This is a genomic window from Paenibacillus tianjinensis (assembly GCF_017086365.1).
GTDB classification, from domain to species: Bacteria; Bacillota; Bacilli; order Paenibacillales; family Paenibacillaceae; genus Paenibacillus_AQ; species Paenibacillus_AQ tianjinensis.
On the sequence record NZ_CP070969.1, the window covers coordinates 2,875,768 to 2,898,322 of the forward strand.

At 50.8% G+C, this 22,555-nt stretch carries 17 protein-coding genes; 15 read left to right on the forward strand and 2 right to left on the reverse strand.

Annotated features, from left to right (window positions below):
- The 4 genes from JRJ22_RS12740 (at nucleotide 1) to JRJ22_RS12755 (ending at nucleotide 5,752) form a co-directional block, all read left to right on the forward strand.
- Complete coding sequence (locus JRJ22_RS12740) at nucleotides 1–1,854, forward strand: glycoside hydrolase family 13 protein (protein ID WP_206104778.1); 1,854 nt, start codon at nucleotides 1–3, stop codon at nucleotides 1,852–1,854.
- Nucleotides 1,855–1,879: 25 nt separating this feature from the next.
- Nucleotides 1,880–4,153, forward strand: coding sequence for an amylo-alpha-1,6-glucosidase (locus tag JRJ22_RS12745; protein WP_206104779.1), 2,274 nt, complete (start codon nucleotides 1,880–1,882; stop codon nucleotides 4,151–4,153).
- Between the two features lie 153 nt (nucleotides 4,154–4,306).
- Nucleotides 4,307–5,188, forward strand: coding sequence for a MerR family transcriptional regulator (locus tag JRJ22_RS12750; protein WP_206104780.1), 882 nt, complete (start codon nucleotides 4,307–4,309; stop codon nucleotides 5,186–5,188).
- 15 nt (nucleotides 5,189–5,203) lie between these two features.
- Entirely contained in the window at nucleotides 5,204–5,752 is a 549-nt protein-coding gene (locus JRJ22_RS12755) for a GNAT family N-acetyltransferase (RefSeq protein ID WP_206104781.1), read from the forward strand.
- A gap of 46 nt (nucleotides 5,753–5,798) precedes the next feature.
- On the opposite strand, the gene JRJ22_RS12760 is transcribed toward JRJ22_RS12755, so the two are convergent.
- Nucleotides 5,799–6,020 carry a hypothetical protein gene (locus JRJ22_RS12760; protein ID WP_206104782.1) on the reverse strand — a complete coding sequence of 74 codons (222 nt, stop codon included), beginning with the start codon at nucleotides 6,018–6,020 and terminating at the stop codon, nucleotides 5,799–5,801.
- A 173-nt stretch (nucleotides 6,021–6,193) separates the two neighbouring features.
- Between JRJ22_RS12760 and JRJ22_RS12765 the strand changes: the two genes are divergently transcribed.
- A complete protein-coding gene (locus JRJ22_RS12765) occupies nucleotides 6,194–7,090 on the forward strand; it encodes a fumarylacetoacetate hydrolase family protein (protein ID WP_206104783.1) in 897 nt (298 codons plus the stop codon).
- 119 nt (nucleotides 7,091–7,209) lie between these two features.
- Here JRJ22_RS12765 and JRJ22_RS12770 read toward each other — a convergent pair whose 3' ends face one another.
- Nucleotides 7,210–7,707: a GNAT family N-acetyltransferase gene (locus tag JRJ22_RS12770; RefSeq protein WP_206104784.1), complete on the reverse strand. Its 498-nt coding sequence runs from the start codon at nucleotides 7,705–7,707 to the stop codon at nucleotides 7,210–7,212.
- A 313-nt stretch (nucleotides 7,708–8,020) separates the two neighbouring features.
- Here JRJ22_RS12770 and hydE point away from each other — a divergent pair, with 313 nt between their 5' ends.
- The 10 genes from hydE (at nucleotide 8,021) to hydF (JRJ22_RS12820) (ending at nucleotide 22,538) form a co-directional block, all read left to right on the forward strand.
- Entirely contained in the window at nucleotides 8,021–9,088 is a 1,068-nt protein-coding gene (gene hydE / locus JRJ22_RS12775; RefSeq protein WP_206104785.1) for a [FeFe] hydrogenase H-cluster radical SAM maturase HydE, read from the forward strand.
- A gap of 79 nt (nucleotides 9,089–9,167) precedes the next feature.
- A complete protein-coding gene (locus JRJ22_RS12780) occupies nucleotides 9,168–10,160 on the forward strand; it encodes a 2-oxoacid:acceptor oxidoreductase family protein (RefSeq protein WP_206104786.1) in 993 nt (330 codons plus the stop codon).
- 22 nt (nucleotides 10,161–10,182) lie between these two features.
- Nucleotides 10,183–12,474 (forward strand): thiamine pyrophosphate-dependent enzyme, encoded by a 2,292-nt coding sequence (locus tag JRJ22_RS12785; protein WP_206104787.1) that lies wholly within the window; start codon nucleotides 10,183–10,185, stop codon nucleotides 12,472–12,474.
- Nucleotides 12,475–12,498: 24 nt separating this feature from the next.
- The gene (gene nuoE / locus JRJ22_RS12790; protein WP_206104788.1) at nucleotides 12,499–12,999 is read left to right on the forward strand and encodes an NADH-quinone oxidoreductase subunit NuoE; all 501 of its coding nucleotides are present in this window, start codon (nucleotides 12,499–12,501) and stop codon (nucleotides 12,997–12,999) included.
- A 41-nt stretch (nucleotides 13,000–13,040) separates the two neighbouring features.
- A complete protein-coding gene (gene nuoF, locus JRJ22_RS12795) occupies nucleotides 13,041–14,918 on the forward strand; it encodes an NADH-quinone oxidoreductase subunit NuoF (protein ID WP_206104789.1) in 1,878 nt (625 codons plus the stop codon).
- Nucleotides 14,919–14,926: 8 nt separating this feature from the next.
- Nucleotides 14,927–16,672: an NADH-dependent [FeFe] hydrogenase, group A6 gene (locus JRJ22_RS12800; protein ID WP_232381186.1), complete on the forward strand. Its 1,746-nt coding sequence runs from the start codon at nucleotides 14,927–14,929 to the stop codon at nucleotides 16,670–16,672.
- Nucleotides 16,673–17,121: 449 nt separating this feature from the next.
- Complete coding sequence (gene hydG, locus JRJ22_RS12805) at nucleotides 17,122–18,555, forward strand: [FeFe] hydrogenase H-cluster radical SAM maturase HydG (RefSeq protein WP_206104791.1); 1,434 nt, start codon at nucleotides 17,122–17,124, stop codon at nucleotides 18,553–18,555.
- 24 nt (nucleotides 18,556–18,579) lie between these two features.
- Nucleotides 18,580–19,779, forward strand: coding sequence for a [FeFe] hydrogenase H-cluster maturation GTPase HydF (hydF, locus tag JRJ22_RS12810; RefSeq protein WP_206104792.1), 1,200 nt, complete (start codon nucleotides 18,580–18,582; stop codon nucleotides 19,777–19,779).
- Nucleotides 19,780–19,799: 20 nt separating this feature from the next.
- Complete coding sequence (locus JRJ22_RS12815) at nucleotides 19,800–21,212, forward strand: aspartate ammonia-lyase (RefSeq protein ID WP_206104793.1); 1,413 nt, start codon at nucleotides 19,800–19,802, stop codon at nucleotides 21,210–21,212.
- A gap of 45 nt (nucleotides 21,213–21,257) precedes the next feature.
- Entirely contained in the window at nucleotides 21,258–22,538 is a 1,281-nt protein-coding gene (hydF, locus tag JRJ22_RS12820; RefSeq protein ID WP_206104794.1) for a [FeFe] hydrogenase H-cluster maturation GTPase HydF, read from the forward strand.
- Nucleotides 22,539–22,555: the final 17 nt, after the last annotated feature.

Consider the following 22,555-nt stretch of genomic DNA (forward strand, 5'->3'; position numbering starts at 1 on the left):
ATGGATTTAGCGGCCTTTATTCATGAACCTAAAGGGGCATTGTCATACGCCTATGATTCGGAGACCCTGCATATCCGCATCAAAACGAAAAAAGATGATATCCAGTCGGTCACGCTGCTGGCCATTGATCCGTTTAACTGGAAGCCGGTGACCAAAGATTCGTATGTCTATGAGTTTGCAGTAGATACAATGCAGCATGTGGAGATGAAGAAGGAGTATGTTACCCGTTATCATGATTGCTGGTTTGCCGAGCTACCGGGCTTTAACTGGAGAAGAATTAAGTACGCTTTCGTGCTGAATGACGGCCATGAGTTTTGTTTTGCCGGATGCCATCATTTTACTCCGCTTATGGAAAACTGGACACCGCCTAAGGATCACACGAACTACTTTCATTATCCTTATATTCTGGAAGAAGATCTGTATGAGGCGCCATCGTGGGTAAAGGATACGGTATGGTATCAGATTTTTCCGGACCGGTTCAACCGGGGGGCAGCCGATGTTACAGCGGATGATATACTGGAATGGGGCAGTGATGAGCTGGACGGCGTTTACAAGAAATTCGGCGGTAATTTGCAAGGGGTCATTGAAAAGCTGGATTATATCCGTGATCTGGGCTGTGACGGCATTTATTTCACACCTATTTTTGATTCGCCAAGCTCACACAAATATGATACTAAGGATTATTTTAAGATTGATCCGCAATTCGGTGACAACGAGAAATTAGGTACGCTTGTGGAAGAGGCCCATAAGCGGGGCATACGGGTGATGCTGGATGCGGTTTTCAATCATTGCGGCTATGAGCATCCGTTCTGGCAGGATGTATTGAAGCACGGCAGCAGCTCGCCTTACTATGATTATTTCTATATCCTGGACGCGGACAAACCGGTTGTCCCTGACATTGCGCTCGCGGCCAGAGAAGGCTATTATTTCGGAGAGCATTTGAATTACCGGACTTTTGCGTATACGGAGCTGATGCCCAAGTGGAATACTGGCAATCCTGCGGCAAGGGAATATCTGATAAGCGCTGCCGTTTATTGGACGGAACGCTATAATATAGACGGCTGGCGGCTTGATGTGGCTAACGAAGTATCCCATGACTTTTGGCGGGAATTCCGGAAACGCATGAAGGCGATCCGCAAAGACATCTACTTACTCGGAGAAAACTGGCTGTATTCCAATCCGTGGCTGCAGGGTGATCAATTCGATGCAGTGATGAATTATGAGTTCACTACGCCGGTTACCCGGTACTTCGGGACAAATCTTCCGGAGCAGGAGCGGTATACCGCTGAGGATTTCGTGTATGCCATTAATCAGCTGCTGGTCAGCTATCCTAAGCATGTAGCGCGGAATATGTTCAATCTGCTCGACAGCCATGATACCGCTCGAATTCTGCACTTTTGCGGAGATGACCCGGAGCTGGTGAAGCTTCCTTATGTTTTTCTGCTGACCTACGGTGGCTCGCCCAGCATCTATTATGGCGGTGAGGTCGGCCTTGGCGGAGACGAACATCATAACCGGCAGTGTATGCCTTGGAAGGCGGAGCAGCAGAATCTGGCGCTGTATCAAACGATCCGCAGACTGATCGGGCTCCGCAAGGAGAATCCGCTGTTTAAGGCGATTGATATTGAGTGGCTGTCTGCAGGGGGGGCAACCCATACTTTGATTTACAAAAAAGAAAGCAGCAGCGGAACCCTGTTTGTACTCATCCATAATTCCAGTGAACCAGCCGATATTGAGCTTCCTAACGAATTACAAGGACGGAAAATGAAAGATTTGTACAATGATCAGCTGGTTGAAACCGCTGCGAAAATCCGTATGGAGTCTTATTCGTTCAGGCTGCTGGCAGTGGAGTAAACTAAATTATGCAGGAGGAACAGTCATGACATCAGGTGCCAAACCGTCTATTCTGGACAAAATGACGATGACCGTTGAACGGAAGGACAACCGCGCAGTCTCTTTTACCAATAAAGAAGCTGCCTATTACTTTACCCAATCCCATGTAACGGATCATCCTGAACATGCTTATTTTGAGGGATTGAACGTGGCGAAGAACCGGCTCTTTGGCGGGTACACCTTATATGCCGACCATCAGGAGCTGGATAATCAGCAAGCTGCTGTTAAGGTCAGCCCCTATTCCATGATCCGCACCCACGGCAGCCTGACCGAGGAGCTGTGGCTGTTTGATTACCGGAATGTGCTTGAAGTGAGCCTGAGCGGGGCAGGGAAAGACATTGGGATTGCCCTAAAAGGGAAAGAGCTGGAGGTTTTGAAGCTCAGCGGGAATACCGCTTATTTCAAGGCAATGGAAGGGGAGTGGATCATTGCGCTGCGTCCCCGTAATGCCCGTCCGTTATCGCTGCAGAGTAAGGTCTTCCATACAGATGCCGAAGCCGGGGGATTCTATATTTCCGCTGCCCGGACAGAAGCTGAAGCTGCTGCCTTAATTCAGGATACTGATGCGAACGTAAACCGGCTGAAAACTGAGCGCACGAAGCGAATGGAGGATTTTTTGCAGCAGAATGCTTATATCTCCAGCAGTAACGAACAGCTGACGCTCGCACTCCGCTGGCTCAGCTTAACTATGGATCAGCTTGTAACCAGACAACAGGGCGAGGGGATCTATGCCGGACTGCCCTGGTTCAATGAATACTGGGGACGCGATCAGTTCATCGCTCTTCCTGGTGCAGTACTGGTCAGCGGGCAGTTCGAAACGGCAAAGAATATTCTGCTGTCTTTTGCCGAATATCAGAATACAGATGAAACATCTAAATATTACGGCAGAGTTCCGAATATCCTGGCACCGGAGAATATTGACTATCACACAACCGACGGGACACCGAGGTTTATTATCCAGCTGCAGGATTATGTTAAATATTCCGGAGATACAGAGATTATTAAACAGCTGTACCCGGCGGTGCTGAGCAGTATCGAAGGCTCGCTCAAGCACTGGGTGGATGCCAAAGGCTATCTTACCCATGATGACAATGAGACCTGGATGGATGCGCGGGATGCAGACCTGAACTCCTATTCACCACGTGAAACGCGCGCGAATGATATACAGGCACTGTGGTATCACCAGCTGCGTGCGGGTGTGTATTTTGCCGAATATATGGGCGATCAGAAAAATGCAGAGCGGTGGAGAAGCTTGGCCGACCGCTTGAAAAGAAACTTTGAGCGGGATTTCCGCGATTCGGCACATCCTTATCTGGCGGACCGTTTAAACGCAGCGGATGAGCCGGAGTTCTCTCTGCGTCCGAACCAGCTGTTTGCTTTTGATATGTTCGAAGATCGTGACTATACGGATGCTGCGGTACGTACCGCATGGGAGGAGCTGGTGTACCCTTGGGGTGTTGCTTCCCTTGACCGGCAGCATCCGTTCTTCCATCCGTTCCATCTGACAGAGCAGTATCACAAAGATGAAGCTTACCATAACGGCACCGTGTGGACGTGGCTGAACGGCATAGCTATGCAGCGCATGATTGAAGCCGGGCAGGAAGAAACCGCCTATAAGCTATTCCATAATATGAACTGGCAGGCGCTGCATCTTGGGGTCGTAGGCGGACTGAGTGAGAACTTGGATGCATACCCGCATGAAGGGGAGAATTGGGCCAAACTGACCGGAGCTTATCTCCAGGCTTGGTCCAATGCAGAGCAGCTGCGTGTATGGTATCAGTATTTCCTGGGCATCCGGCCCGATATGATCCATCATACAGTTCTGCTGGCTCCGCGAATCCCGCAGGAGATAACCGATCTGCATTATCATGTAAAAGTCGGAGAGGGTATGATTGAGGCTGATTATTCAGCGAATAGCGCGGAACAGCGGTATTTCTACCGTTTCAAGGGTATCAAGCTTACGACAGAGATCGATATAGCGCCGTTTGACAAGCTGGAGTTTGAGGCCGAATCGGGGGCGGAGCTGCGGATTATCCGTACAGAGCAGAAGCTTGTGATGGAACTGTTGAATGGCCACGGAGAAATCATCAGGAAGCTAACAGAGCAACCTTCAGCAGCTAGAAAAGAGCAGCAAATGCACAGCGACCAGCTCTTAGCGGGTGTGCATTTTGCAGAGCCGCTTGCACTGGACAATCATCCGGTGATGCAGCGGACAAGAACAACAGCTGTTGAATTTAAAGAACAGCCTGATACGTTGTGAGCGAAAAAAGATCAGCCTAAATCTAGGCTGGTCTTTTTTGGATGCCGCAATATGCCGCCCTACTAGAATGGAACCCGCCGGATGTTTTTTTCAGAGTAGAAGCCTTGACTGTGCCCCTAGGGAACACATTATGATGTATTCGGAGGTGAAAATATGGGCTACACCATAGGACAGTTTGCGGGTCTGCATCAGGTATCTAAGAAACAACTCAGGTATTACAAAGAGATCGGCCTTCTGGAGCCGGCGGGGGTTGATCCTGCCAACGGATATACCTGCTATGAAGACGAACAAAGTAAACGACTGGAGCGGATCCAATATCTGCGAAGACTCCGTTTCTCCCTTGAGGAAATCCGCGCCCTGTTACTTGTCGAATCTGATTTATGGATTGAACCCATTCAGGCACAGCTGGCTTCTATCCAAAGAGAGACGTGCAACCTGATTGCCATCGAGTTTGAACTGCTGGATCTTCAAAAACGCATCAGTGAAGGAAAAGAGGTCTACGCATCTATGACTATAACAACTGAATACAAAGTGGACACATTCGATTTAGAAGAGCCCATTCATATTATTGGAAGAGCTGCACGGGTGCCTTATAGCAACAGCAATGAGAAACAGGCATTGATCGACCAATTAATCAGCTCTTTTTTTGGCAATGACGAACCGGAGATGATCCCGAACCGTATGATGCAAGCTGCAGGAATTGGGCTTGTTTGTGAGTGTGAACAGGATATGAGCTGGGGAACTTACATGATGGGTATGCAGGTCACCTCTCTGGACGAAATCCCTGAAGGGATGCGGAGCTTTACACTGCCTGCCGGATTATACGTCAGGGTTGCTTTTCGAGCAAGTAACAGAGAAACGCTTACCAATTCGGCATTGGCGGGCGCATATGACTTTTTGTATAACAATTGGCTGCCGGAATCGGGCTTTTGCTTGGGAGGCATGTTGGCTGCAGAGGTTTATGTAGAGGATCGGATGGAGTTTCCGGTCTACCCTGAGATGGAGCTTTGGCAGCTGCTAGAGCATAATCAATAATGGGGGGATTTATCAGTGTCTATAAATGAATGTTTTAAGAGTACGCGGCTGCTGTACCGCCCCTATCAACAGGAAGATCTGCAGACATTCGTTGAGATGTCTCATGAGGACTCCCGCAGGCGGTGGTTTTACTTTCAAGAACCGGATTGCTTGACGCCGGCATTTTGGGCAAAAATTATTAATAATAATATTGCAGCCTGGTCCAAAAAGGTGAATCTGCTCGAAGAAAAGGCAGGTTATGACATGGCGATTATTCTGAAATCAACCGGAGCTTTGATTGGTTCTGTAGGGTTAACGAAATATCACGGACCGGAAATTGAATTGAAGGATATAGAAATCGGTTATCATTTCCGGGAAGTTTACCAAGGCTGTGGTTATGGGACTGAGGCGGCAATAGCAGCAGTCGGATGGGGATTTACAGAATTGCATAAACTCGGGACGGAGCCCAAAATTGTAGGGAAAGCGGAGTTTGAGAATACAGCTTCTCGCCTAGTACTTGAAAGGGCCGGATTCCGGTATGTTCACTCTGAACCTTATTTAAGTGTCTATGAGATCTTCAACTGATACTAAATGTTCAATAAAAGAAAAGGCCCCAAGGCGGGGCCGTTTGTTAAAATCTGTTCGCGTATTTGCGGAGTTCCTCAGGAATGCTGATTTCCCCTAAAATAGCTTCAACTGCCTGCCATGCCTCTTGAAAAACACCACCGCTATAACTCATCCGGTTCCGGGCGGGGCCGGTCAATGACATATCAAATACGATATATTCCCCGACATCTTCAATCACTCTAAAGCTTACTGCACGGTCATTTTTCTGAATCCGTACTTCTTCCATGATGCTTCCTCCTCATTGGATTTACCTGTACAAAGGCTTATTCACTATTTGAATTATACTATTAACGTGCATGTGCATCAATTCACAAATCTAATTTGCTATTTTTTAAGAATGTGTATGATAATCTTGTTAGAGATCAACTATAAACTTATAACGAAAGGAGACAAGATATTATGAAGCTGCTCAGCTACATTCAAGACGGCGGTTACCGCCTGGGAATACATACGAATGACGGGATATTGGACGTTACTGAAGCCTCTGTAGTCTATGGACAAGCGGAAACTGCACAATTAAGGATTCAGGACGTCATCGAGGGAGGGACGGAAGTCCTCAAGCGGCTGCAGAACCTTCAACACTTAGCTGAAAATAATCCTTACGGCAAGCTTCAGTTGCTGGATGAATCCAAGCTGGAGTTTGCGCCGTGTGTAACCAGCCCCGGGAAAATCGTGTGTGTAGGCTTGAACTACCGCAAGCATGCGGAAGAAACGAAGGCGGCGGTCCCGCAGACACCGATTCTGTTCAGCAAATTCAACAATGCGCTGGCAGGGCATCTGGAGCCTGTGCCTCTGCCTGCTGTCTCGCAGCAAGTGGATTATGAAGCGGAGCTGGCCATTGTCATTGGCCGTAAGGCTTTTAATATTAGTAAAGAGGAAGCGTTGGATTATGTCTTCGGATACTGCTGCGCGAACGACCTGTCTGCCCGTGATTTGCAATTCCGCACCCAGCAATGGCTGCTTGGCAAAACCTGTGATAAATTCGCTCCGATAGGCCCTTATCTGGTAACAGCCGATGAAGCAGGGAACCCGAATAACCTGAGAATCTCCTGTACAGTTAACGGTGAAATGCGGCAATCCTCCAACACGGAGGATATGATCTTCCATTGTGATGAGATTATCAGCTACATCTCACAGCATATGACACTCGCGCCGGGCGACATCATTCTGACCGGTACACCTGAAGGTGTCATGCTCGGTTATCCTCCAGAACAGCGGGTATTCCTGAAGGCCGGCGATGTCGTGACCGTGGAGATCGAAAAGCTGGGCAAGCTGACCAACACAATGTCCTTATAAGCCCTCTGGTGATAAGTATAAGATCATCCACAACGATATAAACAGCGGCAGCCGTGGACAAAATAATGTCCTTGACTGCCCTGTTTTATTAAGCAAAGGTTCATGTTAGCTCAAAAAATCTATGGGTATGCAACCATTGTTATTGATGTACCAACCATTCCTACTTCTTTAAAACCGAATCGTTGATATAATCTCACTGCCGCCAAATTACCCGGATCTACACTTAATGATACTCCCTTTATTCCCTTTTCTTTCATTTCATCAATAAGTGCTTTTAATAGTGCTGCTCCAATTCCTCTTCCTCGATATTCCGGCTTTAATGCCAGGCCTAGTTCTGGTATATCCTTACTAACATAACCAAATCCCTTATTGTCTTCCGTGAACAATCGGGCCGTAATGGAGCCTACAGATAAACCTTTGCTATTTGCTGCAATGAATCCCAGGTCTCCTTCTTTACCCCAGCCTTCTACATACTTGGATAAAAAAGGCTCATTAATCACGTTCCGGTTAAAAGGTTGTTGTCCTTCAGGAACATATAAAGATTCGTAGAGCATTTCCCATAAAAAAGGAGTATCTGCCTCTGCAACGGGTCTAATTGTATAAGAATTCACAGTCATTACCTCCCAAAATTATAATGAATATGATTAGCAGAAATCACCTCAGATAGTTGTTACCCGATTGCTTCCAGCCGTTGGTTCTACTTCAAAAATGCATTATTCCCCAACACCCTATCTACATAGAGCATATGAGATATGCATAATCTTTTCAACAATTCGCAAAAAGATCAAAAACAAGCAGACAAAACCCGGAATTTAAGTATGGAGTGCTGCATAGTCTAGAGTAATTCTTCTCGCGTAAGCTTTTGTAGAAGGAAACAGTCAGTGGAGTGGCTGGTTTCGGTCTGCCGTGAGGGATGGAGGCAGTTGTACGATGGACGCCCTATTAAGCAAATTGTCTGAACAGCATGTGCTCACAGCAGATGAAATCATCTGGTTTCTCCAGCATTTAACCCCCGACCTTAAGAAACGGTTATATCTTTTAGCTTCTGAGACCCGCAAGCAGTATTATGATGAAAGCGTTTACTCCCGCGGTTTGATTGAGTTCTCCAACTATTGCAAACAGGATTGTATGTATTGTGGTCTGCGCCGATCCAATGCTCTGGCCCAGCGGTATAGGCTGACGGAGGAAGAAATTCTCGAGTGTGCTGAAGAAGGGTATCGGCTTGGATATCGTTCATTTGTACTGCAGAGCGGGGAAGATTTCCGTTTTACAGAACAAGCGATGGTCTCGATTGTCACAAATCTCAAACGTCTTTTTCCCGATGCGGCAGTTACGTTGTCGGTCGGCGAACGAAGTGAAGCCTTTTATCGTGCTATGTTCGATGCAGGTACAGACCGGTATCTGCTGCGCCATGAGGCAGCATCGCGCCAGCTCTATGAATCGCTGCATCCCGGCATGTCGTATGACAACCGCATGAACTGTCTGCGACTGCTGAAGGAGATCGGTTATCAGGTAGGGGCCGGCTTCATGGTGGGGCTTCCCGGCCAAACCTATCAGCATCTTGCCGAAGATTTGCTGTTCCTGCAAGAGTTCCATCCGGAAATGATCGGGATCGGCCCGTTTATCCCCCATAGTGCAACGCCGCTTAAAGAGGCTGCCGGCGGAACCGTTGAGGACACTCTGGTCATGATCGCCATGGCAAGACTAATGGTTCCCGATGCTTTAATGCCAGCTACCACTGCTATGGGCACACTTGATCCGGTTGGACGGGAAAAGGCGATTGCGGCAGGAGCGAACGTGGTTATGCCTATTCTGTCCCCGCTGCAGGTCCGCCGCAAATATGCGCTCTATGAGCATAAAATCTGTATGGGCGATGATCCCGCGCATTGTAGGAGCTGTATTGAGATGCGGATTGCCGTCTCCGGATACAAGCTGGAGCTGAGCCGCGGCGACCACTGTAATTTTCCCGGCTTATCTAAGGAAGAACCCGCAAGGTGAGCTTTCTTATAAGGAAGTAAGTGAAACAATTCACTTGCTTTGTATAGAATTTCAGCAGCATTACAAAGGAGGAAACCAGTTGTCTACTTTGACGAAGAAAAACGCACTCGGCTTCTTTGAAATCCGGCTTGAATCCATCGGCGGACTTGGCGCTAACCTGGCAGGAAAAATGCTGGCAGAGACCGGCGCACTCGAGCTGGGCTTTAACGCCGCTAACTTCTCTTCCTACGGCTCTGAGAAAAAAGGCTCTCCCGTGAAAACCTTTGTCCGCTTCTGTGATCCGGAGATTGAGATCAGAGATCATAGTCCGATTGAAGAGCCGCATCTGATCGCGGTTTTCCACGAGGCTCTGTACAAGATTGTGAACGTGGCAAGCGGCCTGCAGCCGGACGGGGTCGTTCTGGTCAACACCACCCGCGACTTCGATGAAGTACGTTCAAGTCTGAAGATTGAATCCGGGACGATTGCCCTGATTGATGCCATGGGGATAGCCGTTGAGGAGAGAACCAAGATCAACACCGCGATGCTTGGCGCGATGTTCCGTATTTGTGATTTCCTCGATCCCGAGGCGATGCGTACCGTTATCCGCAGAACGTTCGAGAAGAAATACCCGCAGCTCGTGGAGCCCAACCTCCGCACATTCGACCGGGGCTACAATGAGGTGCAATTCAAAACGTATGACGTACCGGAAGGTTCGCAGATTAAACCTTTCAAACGTGTACAATCCTTGCTTGGTTACAAAACACAATTGCCAGGCGGAGTGATCGCTGCACAGGGCAACAGTATTCTCAAGGATCTGGGCGGTTCCCGCGCCGGGCTGCTGCCGGAGTTCCACGCGGAGAAATGCATCAACTGCGCGGCCTGTGATAATGTCTGCCCTGACTATTGCTTTGTATGGGAATCGGCAGAAGACAAGCGCGGCCGCCTGCAGCAGGTTCTGCGGGGCATTGATTATCAGTATTGTAAGGGCTGTCTGAAATGCGTCGAAGCCTGCCCTTCGGATGCGCTGACCAGCCTCCGCGAAGAACCCGGCTATGCCGAGCTGAACCGAGTTGCCCAAGTGTTCTGTTAAATGAAGAGGGAGGAACCTACTAATGGCTGTTAGTGAAAATAAATTATCTGATGCTGTACCTGCCGAGCAGGTCACATGCTTTGAATCCGGCAATGAAATGGCGGCTACAGCAGCCGCACAGATCAACTACCACATGATGGGCTATTTCCCGATCACTCCGTCCACCGAGGTAGCCCAATATCTCGATCAGATGAAGGCCCGCGGGCAGCATGATATTCAGCTGGTTGCTGCGGACGGTGAACATGGCTCCGCCGGCATCTGCTATGGCGCAGCTATGGCCGGCGCACGGGTCATCAATGCCACCAGCTCGCAAGGGTTTCTGTACATGCTGGAGCAGCTGCCTACCCAATCAGGCACCCGCTTTCCAATGGTCCTAAATCTTGTTACCCGTGCGGTCAGCGGGCCGCTGGATATCCGCGGTGATCACTCCGACCTGTATTACGGCCTGAATACCGGCTGGGTCATCCTGACAGCCAGCACACCTCAGGCTGTATACGATATGAACATTATGGCACTCCGAATTGCCGAGCACTCGGAGGTCCGGCTGCCGGTAATTGTGGCTTATGACGGCTTCTTCACCTCCCACCAAAAACGAAAAGTGAAGTACTTCAAGGATAACGCTGTAGTTCAGCAGTTTGTAGGCCCGAATCCGAACCACGCCTACGCGAATGTATCTGACCCGTCCCGGCCGGTGACCATCGGTGCGCACATGGGCGGTGATGACTTGCTTAATAACCACTACCAGCTGTTCGAAGCGCTTGAAAAGGCAGGCGAAGTATACAGTGAGGTAGCCCGGGAATACGCGCTTTTGTCCGGACGTGAATATAAGGTTCTCGATCTGTACCGGATGGATGATGCCGAATACGCCTTGTTCCTGCTCAATTCTGCAGGTGAGACGGCAAAGGATACCGTCGACGCGCTGCGTGCAAAAGGGATCCGGGCAGGGCTGATCCGCCCGAATATCATCCGGCCGTTTCCGGGAGAGGAGCTGCGTGCAGCACTTAAGAATGTCAAAGCTCTGCTTGTCGGCGAACGTGCGGACTCATATGGTGCACAGGGCGGCAATCTGACACATGAAATCCGCTCGGCACTGCAAATTGATCCAGACAACAAAACCATCATTCTCTCGCGGATCTTTGGCCTGGGCGGTAAGGATTTCTATGCGGATGATGCGGCTGCCTTCTTCCAGCTGGCCATCGATGCAGCGGAGCAAGGCAGTGCGGAGAAGCCTTTTGACTATTACGGATATTATCCCGGTGAAGAAAAAGACGCTCTTGCGCCGGTCATCGAACCGATGCATGGCAATGCATTTAAAACCGGACTGATCCAAGTGACCCAAAGCGAAGAAACCGGCTTGCTCAAAGTCAAGCTGCCCCCGCTGCGCCAATTGACCGTGAAGCCTCACCGCTTAGCTCCCGGACATGGGGCCTGCCCCGGCTGCGGCGCACTTTCCGCCCTGGAGCTGTTCTTCAAAGGCATTGAGGGTGACATGGTCGTATTGTTCCAGACGGGCTGCGCGTATGTGGTCACGGCAAGCTATCCGTATTCCTCCCATAAACAGACCTTCGTACACAACCTCTTCCAGAATGGTGCAGCTACACTGGCAGGGATGGTGGATGCGTTCTATGAGCTGAAGCGGCGCGGGGAAATCCAGGTGGCTGATGATGTTACCTTTGTGATGGTCTCCGGTGACGGCGGTATGGATATCGGGATGGGAGCGACCGTAGGCGCAGCCCTGCGCAACCATAAAATGATCATTCTGGAATACGACAATGAAGGCTATATGAACACCGGTTCCCAGCTGTCCTATAGCACGCCGGTGGGACACATGACCAGCACCTCCGGTGTCGGCAAAGCGCAGAAGGGCAAAAAAGGACATCACAAAGACACCGCGCAAATACTGGCTGCCTGCAATATTCCTTACGTGTTTACCGGTGCGGAGAGCAATCCGCAGGATCTGCTGCAAAAAGCGGCTAAAGCGCAGTGGTATGCGAATAACGTGGGTACGGCCTACGGCAAAATCCTCTGCGCCTGCCCGCTCAACTGGAAGACGCCGGATGACCAAGGCAATGAGCTGGTGAAGGCGGCTGTAGATTCCTGCTTCTTCCCGCTGTATGAGATTGAACAGGGCATTACCCGCATTACCTATAATCCGGAAGAGAAGGGCAAGCGGATCCCGGCGGTTGACTGGCTGAAGCGTATGGGCAAAACGAAGCATCTGGTGAAGGATACCGAGCTGCTGCAGGATTTTGAGCATGAAATTGAACGCCGCTGGAACCGGTTGAAGCTTAAACATGAAAACGCGCTGCTCTAATCTGGATGAAGGGAGCCTGCCTAAATGGAACACCAACAAACCTGCTCTAGCGCCGACATTGCCGAAGCCGATGAGAAGCTGGAGAAAGTGAAACACGCCATCGTGCAGTTCAAACTCATGAAGGGTGCTTTGATCCCTGTACTACATGAAGTGCAGGATATATACGGCTTTTTGCCGGAGCCTGTGCTCCAGGTGGTTTCGGAAGAGCTGAACCTGCCCTTAAGTGAAATTTATGGGGTTGCTTCGTTTTATCATTTCTTTTCCCTGACTCCGAAAGGAGAGAATGTAATTCATGTCTGCATGGGAACCGCCTGCTACATCAAAGGGGCTCAAGCGGTGCTGGACCGGCTCAGTACAGAGCTCAAGGTTCCTGTGCAAGGAACGACAGAGGATAACAAATTCACGTTGGAAGCGACACGCTGTCTGGGAGCGTGCGGGCTGGCCCCTGTTATGACCATCGGAGAAAAAGTGCATGGACGCCTAGTGCCTAATGCCGTGCCGAAAATTCTTAATGAGTACAATTGATTCCCGGCAATTCACGCACATTTTTAACGGGAGGTATTGGCATGAAGCTGTTAACGGATCTTGATGCTATACGCACGCTAACGCAGAGCCGTCTGGATAACCGGAGAATCACCGGGGCCTCCGGCGAGTCCATTACATTCAGATCAGTGATGGTGTGCGGCGGTACAGGATGCACATCCTCGGATTCTAATACAATCATCGCCGCTTTGGAGCAGGAAATATCCAGCCACGGGATTGAGAGCCAAGTGGAGGTCGTACGCACGGGCTGTTTCGGTCTTTGTGAGCTGGGGCCAGTCGTGATCGTCTATCCTGAGGGTATTTTTTACAGCCGGGTGGAGGTGAAGGACATTCCTGCTCTGGTGGAGCAGCATTTGCTGAACGGCAAGCCTTATGACAAGAAAATATACGAAAAGACCCGGCATGGCGAGGAAATCCTGAGCTTTGAGGAAACAGACTTTTATAAAAAACAAGTTCGTATCGCGCTGCGCAACTGCGGAACCATTGATCCCGAAGTCATAGATGAGTACATTGCAAGTGACGGTTATAAAGCGCTTGCCCAGGTGCTTACGACGATGAGCCGCGAGCAAGTGATTGACACGGTTAAGCGGTCCGGGCTGCGGGGACGCGGCGGAGGCGGCTTTCTCACCGGTCTTAAGTGGGAGTTCGCGGCCAAACAGAACAAACCGCAGAAGTATGTTATCTGCAATGCCGACGAGGGTGATCCGGGTGCATTCATGGACCGTTCGATCCTGGAAGGCAATCCGCACTCGGTCATCGAGGCGATGGCCATTGCAGGGTATGCCATTGGCGCGAACCAGGGGTTCATCTATGTCCGTGCAGAATATCCTATCGCGGTACAGCGGTTTACCAAAGCGCTGAATCAGGCACGCGAGTACGGGCTGCTGGGCGATGATATTTTTGGCACCGGCTTCACCTTTAACATTGATGTGCGCCTTGGCGCGGGGGCGTTTGTCTGCGGTGAGGAAACCGCTCTAATTCACTCCATTGAAGGCCACCGGGGGATGCCGACACCAAAGCCTCCCTTCCCGGCTGTTGAAGGATTGTGGGGAATGCCGACGATCATCAATAATGTGGAAACGCTTGCTAATATTGCTCAGATTATTCTGAACGGCGCAGAGTGGTACGCCAGTATCGGGACCGAGAAATCGAAGGGCACCAAGGTGTTTGCACTCGGAGGCAAGGTTGTGAACACCGGGCTGGTTGAGGTTCCGATGGGCATAACGCTGCGCGAGGTCATCTTTGAAATTGGCGGCGGGATCCCCGGCGGGAAAAAATTCAAGGCCGTACAAACCGGAGGCCCGTCGGGCGGCTGCCTGACCGAAGAGCATTTGGACTGCACCATTGATTTTGATACACTGACCAGTCTGGGCTCCATGATGGGCTCCGGCGGGATGATCATTATGGATGAGGATACCTGCATGGTGGATGTTGCCCGGTTCTATCTGGACTTCACACGTGACGAATCATGCGGCAAATGCACCCCATGCCGGATCGGTACCAAACGGCTGCTTGAGATGCTTGATAAGATTACCGAAGGCAAAGGGACGCTGGAGGATCTCGAGAATTTGGAGCAGCTGTCGCTGCAGATTAAGAACGCCTCTCTGTGTGCATTAGGGCAGACGGCTCCCAACCCGGTATTGTCGACCATTAAATATTTCCGCGATGAATACATGGCTCATATTACGGACAGCAAATGTCCGGCCGGTGTCTGCAAATCCCTGATCTCCTATGAAATCGATGCTGAGCTGTGCCGCGGCTGCAGTCTCTGCGCCCGGAAATGCCCAAGCGATGCGATTTCCGGCAAAGTGAAGGAACCGTATGTCATCGACAAGGCAGCCTGCATTAAATGCGGCGTCTGCTTCGATGTGTGCAAGTTCAAAGCGGTAGCGATAGTCTGACGATAGGAGTGATCAGGTTGAACACGATTAAGATAATGATCGATGGGGCCGAGACGGAAATCGTCAAAGGCACCACCGTGCTGGAGGCAGCCCGTGATCAGGGCATTAATATTCCGTCCCTCTGTTATTTGAAGGGGGTTAACCATTCTTCAAGCTGCCGGGTATGCGTTGTTGAAGTCGGCCCGAGGCTAATCGCATCCTGTACCCTGATCGCAGAAGAGGGCATGAAGATTCTGACGAACACGAAGAAGGTCCGCGATGCACGGAGAACATCTGTTGAGCTGCTGCTGTCCGATCATGACCGGGAATGCCTCAGCTGTTCACGCGGAGGCGGTTGTGAGCTGCAGACCGTATCGAATGATCTGAATATCCGTAAAGTTACTTATACCGGTGAACAGTCCAGCCGGGAAAAGGATTATTCTTCACCGGCCATTCTGCGTGACGCCTCCAAATGCATCCTTTGCGGACGCTGCGTCGGCGCTTGCGGAACGGTGCAAACCGTAGGTGCCATCGGCTTTGCCAAGCGGGGATTTGATACTGTGATTTCCACAGCCTTTGGCCGCTCACTGGCTGACTCCACCTGCGTCAATTGCGGCCAGTGTATTATGGCTTGTCCGGTAGGCGCACTAACAGAGCATGAGAACATTAGTGATGTTTGGAATGCGATTGCAGATCCAGACAAATATGTTGTGGTACAGACGGCCCCTGCTGTACGGGTTGCACTTGGAGAAGAATTCGGCCTGCCGGTCGGCACACGAACTACCGGTAAAATGGTGGCTGCGCTCCGGAGGCTGGGCTTTGATAAAGTGTTTGATACGAACTTCGGGGCGGATTTAACGATTATGGAGGAAGGTACCGAGCTGCTCTCCCGGCTCAGCAGCGGCCAGAAGCTGCCGTTGATGACCTCATGCTGTCCGGGCTGGGTGAAGTTTATGGAGCATAACTTCCCGGATATGCTGGTTAACCTGTCTACCTGCAAATCCCCGCATGAGATGGAAGGGGCTGTGATTAAATCTTATGTGGCCGGGAAGCTGGGTATCGAGCCGCAGAATATTGTGGTCGTTTCGATTATGCCATGTACGGCGAAGAAGTTTGAAGGTGCACGGGAAGAGCTGGCTCATGAAAATATGCAGGATGTGGACTGGGTACTGACGACCCGTGAGCTGGCAGCGATGATCAAAGAGGCCGGAATCGACTTTGTAAACCTGAAGGATGAGGCTTTTGACCATCCGCTTGGCATCGGCTCCGGTGCAGGAGCGATCTTCGGCACAACCGGAGGCGTAGCAGAGGCCGCCCTCCGTACGGTTTTCGAGCTGACCTCAGGCACACCGCTCGACACGGTCGAATATACCGCTGTTCGCGGCATGACTGGAATCAAGGAGAATACCATTGAGCTGCCGGATGGCAAGCAGATCCGTACAGCGGTCGTTCACGGCCTCGGCAATGCCCGTAAGTTAATGGAGGCGTTGCAGCGGGGGGAGAAAAGCTATGACTTCATGGAAGTGATGGCCTGCGCCGGCGGCTGTATTACCGGAGGCGGCCAGCCGATCGTAGATGCCAAAACCGCCGAGCAGATTGATATCAAAGCCGCACGCGCTAAGGCGATTTACTCCGAAGATGAGGCGCAGACCATCCGTAAATCGCATAACAATCCTTTTATCAAGGTGTTGTACGAGGAATTTCTGGGCGAACCGAACAGTCACCTTGCCCATGAGCTGCTGCATACGCACTATACGGTGCGCTCGAAGTATTGAGGCAGTCGGGTCCGGAGTAGCGAGGTGCGGGTAAGTATTGCTCTAGGCAGATGGGCTTTAATGCTCTGTTCTGAGGAAGGTTCGGAGGTTAGTATGCCCGGTTTCTGAACTGAGGTAGCAAGATCCAATATATAAGTGGATTTTCTCCATCTAATCCCATCATTTTTCAATATTTATGATAGTTAAATGGAAAACCTCCACTTAATTCGGTCTATACACTCTTCTGAGGGGGAAATCGATACATTTAAGTGGAGTTTTTCCCACTAGCACACTTATCTGAATGTTGGACTCAAAAATAAATGGAGAAATTCCACTTAGCTTGATCAGTATACACCTAGTTATCAATATTCGCTTAGCGGAATATCAGGTAACCTGCAGGTGGGCAGCGGCCGGAAGTCCAAACATTCTCTGGAGTCACGGCCAATCTTGAAAAGAAAGATGTTAGGAGGATGGAGCATTTGCGGAAGGATTGGGAACCGGCGGATTTTATCAATGACGCAGAGATATTATCCAGCCTGGAAGAGGCGAAGAGGCTGGCCGGTGAAGAGGCCGTTGTACGGTCCATTTTAGAGAAATCCAGGTCCTGCAAGGGATTGACCCACCGGGAAGCTGCAGTACTCCTGGAGGTTACGGATAAAGAAATTCTAGCAGAGATTTACAGCTCGGCAAGGGTGATTAAGGAGAAAATATACGGCAACCGAATCGTATTATTTGCTCCTTTGTATATAAGCAATTATTGTGTCAATAACTGCGAATACTGCGGATATAAGCAGTCCAATCAGGATTTTGTAAGGCGGAGGCTGAGCAAGGATGAATTGGCGGATGAAGTCCGTGTGCTGCAGGATCTGGGCCATAAACGCCTGGTTATTGAAGCAGGAGAAGACCCGGTGCAGTGTGACATTGACTATGTCGTTGATGCGATCAAAACGGTGTATTCCGTAAAGGTCGATAATGGCAGCATCCGCCGAGTGAACATCAATATTGCAGCAACCACAATTGAAGATTATCAGAAGCTGAGGGATGCGGAGATAGGGACCTATATTCTTTTTCAGGAGACCTATCATAGACCCACCTATGCAGCGCTGCATCACAACGGTCCGAAACGGGATTATGACTGGCATACCACGGCCATGGACCGCGCACAGATGGGCGGGATCGATGATGTCGGCGTAGGTGTTCTTTACGGTTTATATGACCACAAATATGACACCATTGCGATGTTAATGCATGCAGAACACCTGGAAGAACGGTTCGGGGTTGGCCCGCATACGGTATCCGTTCCCAGATTGCGTGAGGCGGACAATGTAAATTTGAAAACGTATCCATTCCTGGTGAAGGATGATGATTTCAAGCAGCTGGTTGCCGTTCTGCGGCTGTCTGTTCCTTATGCCGGAATGATCCTATCCACCCGTGAAGAACCTTCTTTCCGCGATGAGGTCATTCAGCTCGGGATTTCCCAAGTGAGTGCCGGGTCCAGTACAGGTGTAGGCGGTTATATGGAGGCAAAGCAGGGATTAGCAGGGATGTCCAAGGAAAAACCCCAGTTCGAAGTTGGTGATCATCGTTCGCCTGAAGAAATTATCCGCGGACTTTGCCGGGATGGCTATGTTCCCAGCTATTGCACCGCCTGTTACCGGGAAGGGCGCACCGGTGACCGGTTCATGCGTCTGGCGAAATCGGGGCAGATTCATAATGTGTGCCAGCCGAACTCGCTTTTAACATTTAAAGAATATTTACTGGATTACGCAGATGAGGAAACCCGTGCACTCGGTGAAGAAATCATCCGCAAAGGGCTCGATGATATTCCCAAGGAAGCCGCACGGAAGATTACTAAGGACCGGCTGCAGCGGATCGAGAACGGCGAGCGGGATTTACGCTTTTAATAGACTCATAAGGAGAGGTTCACCATGCAATCCACACCGCAATCTAACAAGATGCATATTGCTGTTTTTGGCCGGAGGAATTCCGGGAAATCCAGTTTGATCAACGCCCTTACCGGAATGCCTTTTCTGGTTGTCGGCGACAAGCCGGGCACAACGACTGAACCGGTCTTCCAGGCTTTTGACATCCCTATAGTGGGCCCCTTCATTATCGTCGATACCGCCGGGATTGATGATGATTCCGACCTTGGCCGTTTCCGTGTCCAGAAGACCCGGGAGGTTATGGATCTGACTGATCTTAGCCTGCTGATCTTCTCGGAGGAGTCTGATGATTATAAGCTGGAAAAGGAATGGTACCATGAACTGGTCAAACGCAACATTCCCGTAATCGGTGTGATTACGAAAGTAGATGATCACTATGTCGATGTGGATCTGTTAAAAACAGAATTGAAGATCCCGTTCGTCAAGGTCAGTTCAAAGAAAAATATAAATTTCGGAAGCCTGCGCCATGCGATACGCGATTTCGCCCCTGCCGAATTTGAGCGTGCCAGTATACTTGGCGATCTGGTGAGCCCGGGCCAAGTCGTGGTGATGGTTATGCCGGAGACCATTCCTGCACCGAAATACCGGTTAGTGTCCTCCCAGCAGCAGATCCTGCGTGATTTACTGGATCATCATGTAATGGCTTTATCCGTTACTGAAGTTGAGCTTCCGACACTGCTGATGAACCTCAAAGGGATGCCGGATCTGGTCATCACGGATTCCCAGGTATACGACAGTGTGAGCGAAATTCTACCGGCCAACGTGCCATTAACCACCTTTGCCATTCTAATGGCACGGTTTAAGGGGGATTTGCCGACCTTTGTAGCCGGGGCTGAGACGATTGCCAGCCTGCAGCCGGGGGATAAGGTGCTGCTGTCGGAGGCCTGTATCCATCATCCGCATAACGGGGAGATTGACCGTGAACTGGTGAAGGCGAAGCTGCAGGAAATAGCAGGAGGCAAACTGGAGATCAGAACCAGTGTCGGGCCTGACTTCCCGGCTGATCTTTCCGGCTATAAGCTGATCGTACACTGCGGCGGCTGTATATTCAACCGCAAGCAGCTGATGATGCGGCTGGCGAACTCAGGAAACCAGCGGGTGCCGATCACGAACTACGGCATTGCATTTGCTTACTTCAAAGGCATCTTGCCGCGTGTGCTCGAAATTATGCATGTGAGTTCTTAACCTAAGGAGCCAGCAAAACGATGGAGCAGGCACGCAGAGCATTGCGCAGTGAACAGGATGCATTAGGCAGCTGGGATATCCCGGAGTCAGCATATTATGGAATTCATACGGCCCGGGCCATGGAGAACTTCCCTGTAAGCGGGCGGGCGGTTAACCCGAATTTGATCCGGAGCCTGGTCACGGTGAAAAAAGCTGCGGCGCTGGCCCACTTGAAGCTGAATACGTATCCGGCGGAGATTGGTTCTGCCATTGTGCAGGCTTGTGATGATATTCAGGCCGGGAAATACATGGAGCAGTTTACAGTTGATGCGCTGCAAGGCGGTGCAGGGACTTCGACCAATATGAATGTTAATGAAGTATTGGCTAACCGGGCGGTTGAGCTGCTGGGCGGAGTGCTTGGAGACTACACGGTGGTGCATCCGCTGGATCATGTTAACTGCTGCCAATCCACTAATGATGTCTACCCGACAGCACTGAGAATTGCTGCAATAGGCCTGGTCCGCAGACTGAGTGAGGCGTTCGCTTCCCTTCAGGAGACTTTGCAGGAGAAAGAGCTTGAATTCGCAGATGTGCTGAAGCTGGGACGTACGGAACTGATGGATGCGCTGCCGATGACAGTTGGCCAGAGCTTCGGTGCCTACGCCAAAGCGGTCGCTAGAGACCGCTGGCGGCTCTATAAAGCGGAGGAGCGGCTGCGGGAAATCAATATAGGCGGTACAGCGATCGGCACCGGAATGAATGCGCCGGCCAAATATACATTCTATATGACGGATCTGCTGCAGGATCTGACCGGCTACGGTCTGTCGCGCAGTGAGTTTCCAATGGACCCGACCCAGAATATGGATGTATTCGTTGAAGTCTCCGGCCTGCTGAAAGCCGCCTCTGTGAATCTGCTGAAAATCTCAGGAGATCTTCGTCTGCTGGCAAGCGGACCTGCAGGCGGGCTTGGGGAGCTTAAGCTCCCGGCCGTACAGGCAGGATCTTCGATCATGCCCGGTAAGGTCAATCCGGTAATAGCCGAGATGACCGGACTCGTAGCGATGCGTGTAATAGCCAATGATACAGCGGTTACCCTGGCTGCTGCCGGCGGCCAGCTGGAGCTGAATGCTTTTATGCCTCTAATTGCGGAATCACTGCTGGAATCGCTGGAGATTCTGGACCATGCCGTCCGGTTGTTCGAGGAACGCTGTGTACGGGGAATTCTTGTCCATGCTGAGCGGTGCAGTGAGCTGCTGGAGAACTCCACCGTGCTTGCTGCCGCATTCATAGGCCACATCGGGTATGAGAAGAGTGCTGAAGTTGCTAAAAAAGCCAGCCGTGAAGGTAAATCTGTACGCCAAGTGCTTGTGGAATCCCGGCTGCTTCCGGAGGAGCAGATTGACCAGATATTGAATCTTAATCAGATAACGAAGCCCGGTGTACCCGGTAAATAAACAATACTTGCGTTGATTTAGACTTTGGCACAAGGAGAGAATAACGTGAGCCTGAACGAATCCCCCCGTGGAAGCCGCCTGCATATCGCCTTATTCGGCAGGCGCAATGCCGGCAAATCCAGCCTAATCAATGCGCTGGCTAAGCAGGACATTGCCGTTGTGTCTCCGGTGAAAGGGACGACTACAGACCCTGTCTATAAATCGATGGAGTTGCTTCCGCTCGGGCCTGTCGTGCTAATAGATACAGCAGGTCTTGATGATGAAGGGGAGCTTGGGGGGCAGCGCAAAAAGAAAACGCTGGAAGTGTTGAACAAAACCGATATTGCCCTCCTGGTTATCGATGCTTACAGTGGCGTGACCTCCTTTGACAAAGAGATTGCCGGACTTATTCAGAGCAAAAACATCCCTGTCATTGGGGTATTGAATAAAACGGATTTGTTAACCCGGACGGATGAATCGAATCGCAAAGACCTTGTGGAACTGGTGAAAATATCGCAAGAGCTGTTGGGATTCCAAGTCATCCCTGTCTCTGCGGCAGAGCAGCAGGGGGTCAGCATGCTGAGGAAAGCGCTGACTACTGCAGTTCCGGAGGAGGATGACCGCTTCCGCATCGTAGGAGACCTGCTCACTCCCGGTGACCTGGTTGTGCTGGTCGTACCGATTGACAAAGCAGCGCCCAAAGGCAGGCTAATCTTGCCTCAGCAGCAGACCATCCGTGATATTCTGGAGAGCGATGCCATAGCGGTTGTTACCAAGGAACATGAACTGAAGCAAACGCTGGAGAGCCTTGGCAGGAAGCCGCGGCTGGTGATTACCGATTCGCAGGTTTTTCTGAAGGTTGCCGCAGATACGCCTAAGGATATTCCGCTTACCTCATTCTCTATCTTGTTTGCCCGTCATAAGGGGGATTTGGAGGAACTGGTCAGGGGCGCACGGGCGATCGACCGGCTGGAGGATGGAGACAAGGTGCTGATTGCCGAGCCTTGTACCCATCACACGCAGCCGGACGATATCGGCAGTGTGAAGCTTCCGCGCTGGATCCGGCAGGCGACCGGCAGAAACATCGAGTTTCATCATGCGAATGGTATGAGCTTCCCGGAAGACGTGAACGATTATGCGCTCATTGTGCATTGCGGCGGGTGTATGATCAACCGCAGACAGATGCTGTGGCGGATGGAACAGGCGGCTTTAAAGGGCGTGCCAATTGTAAATTACGGCGTGGCCATTGCTCATGTGCAGGGAATCCTGGAGCGGGCGATTTCTGCTTTTCCGCTTGCGCGACTGGCATGGGAGGAAGAAGAAGCGGGCAAACCGGTTATTAATTAATCTTTCATCGCAACTCG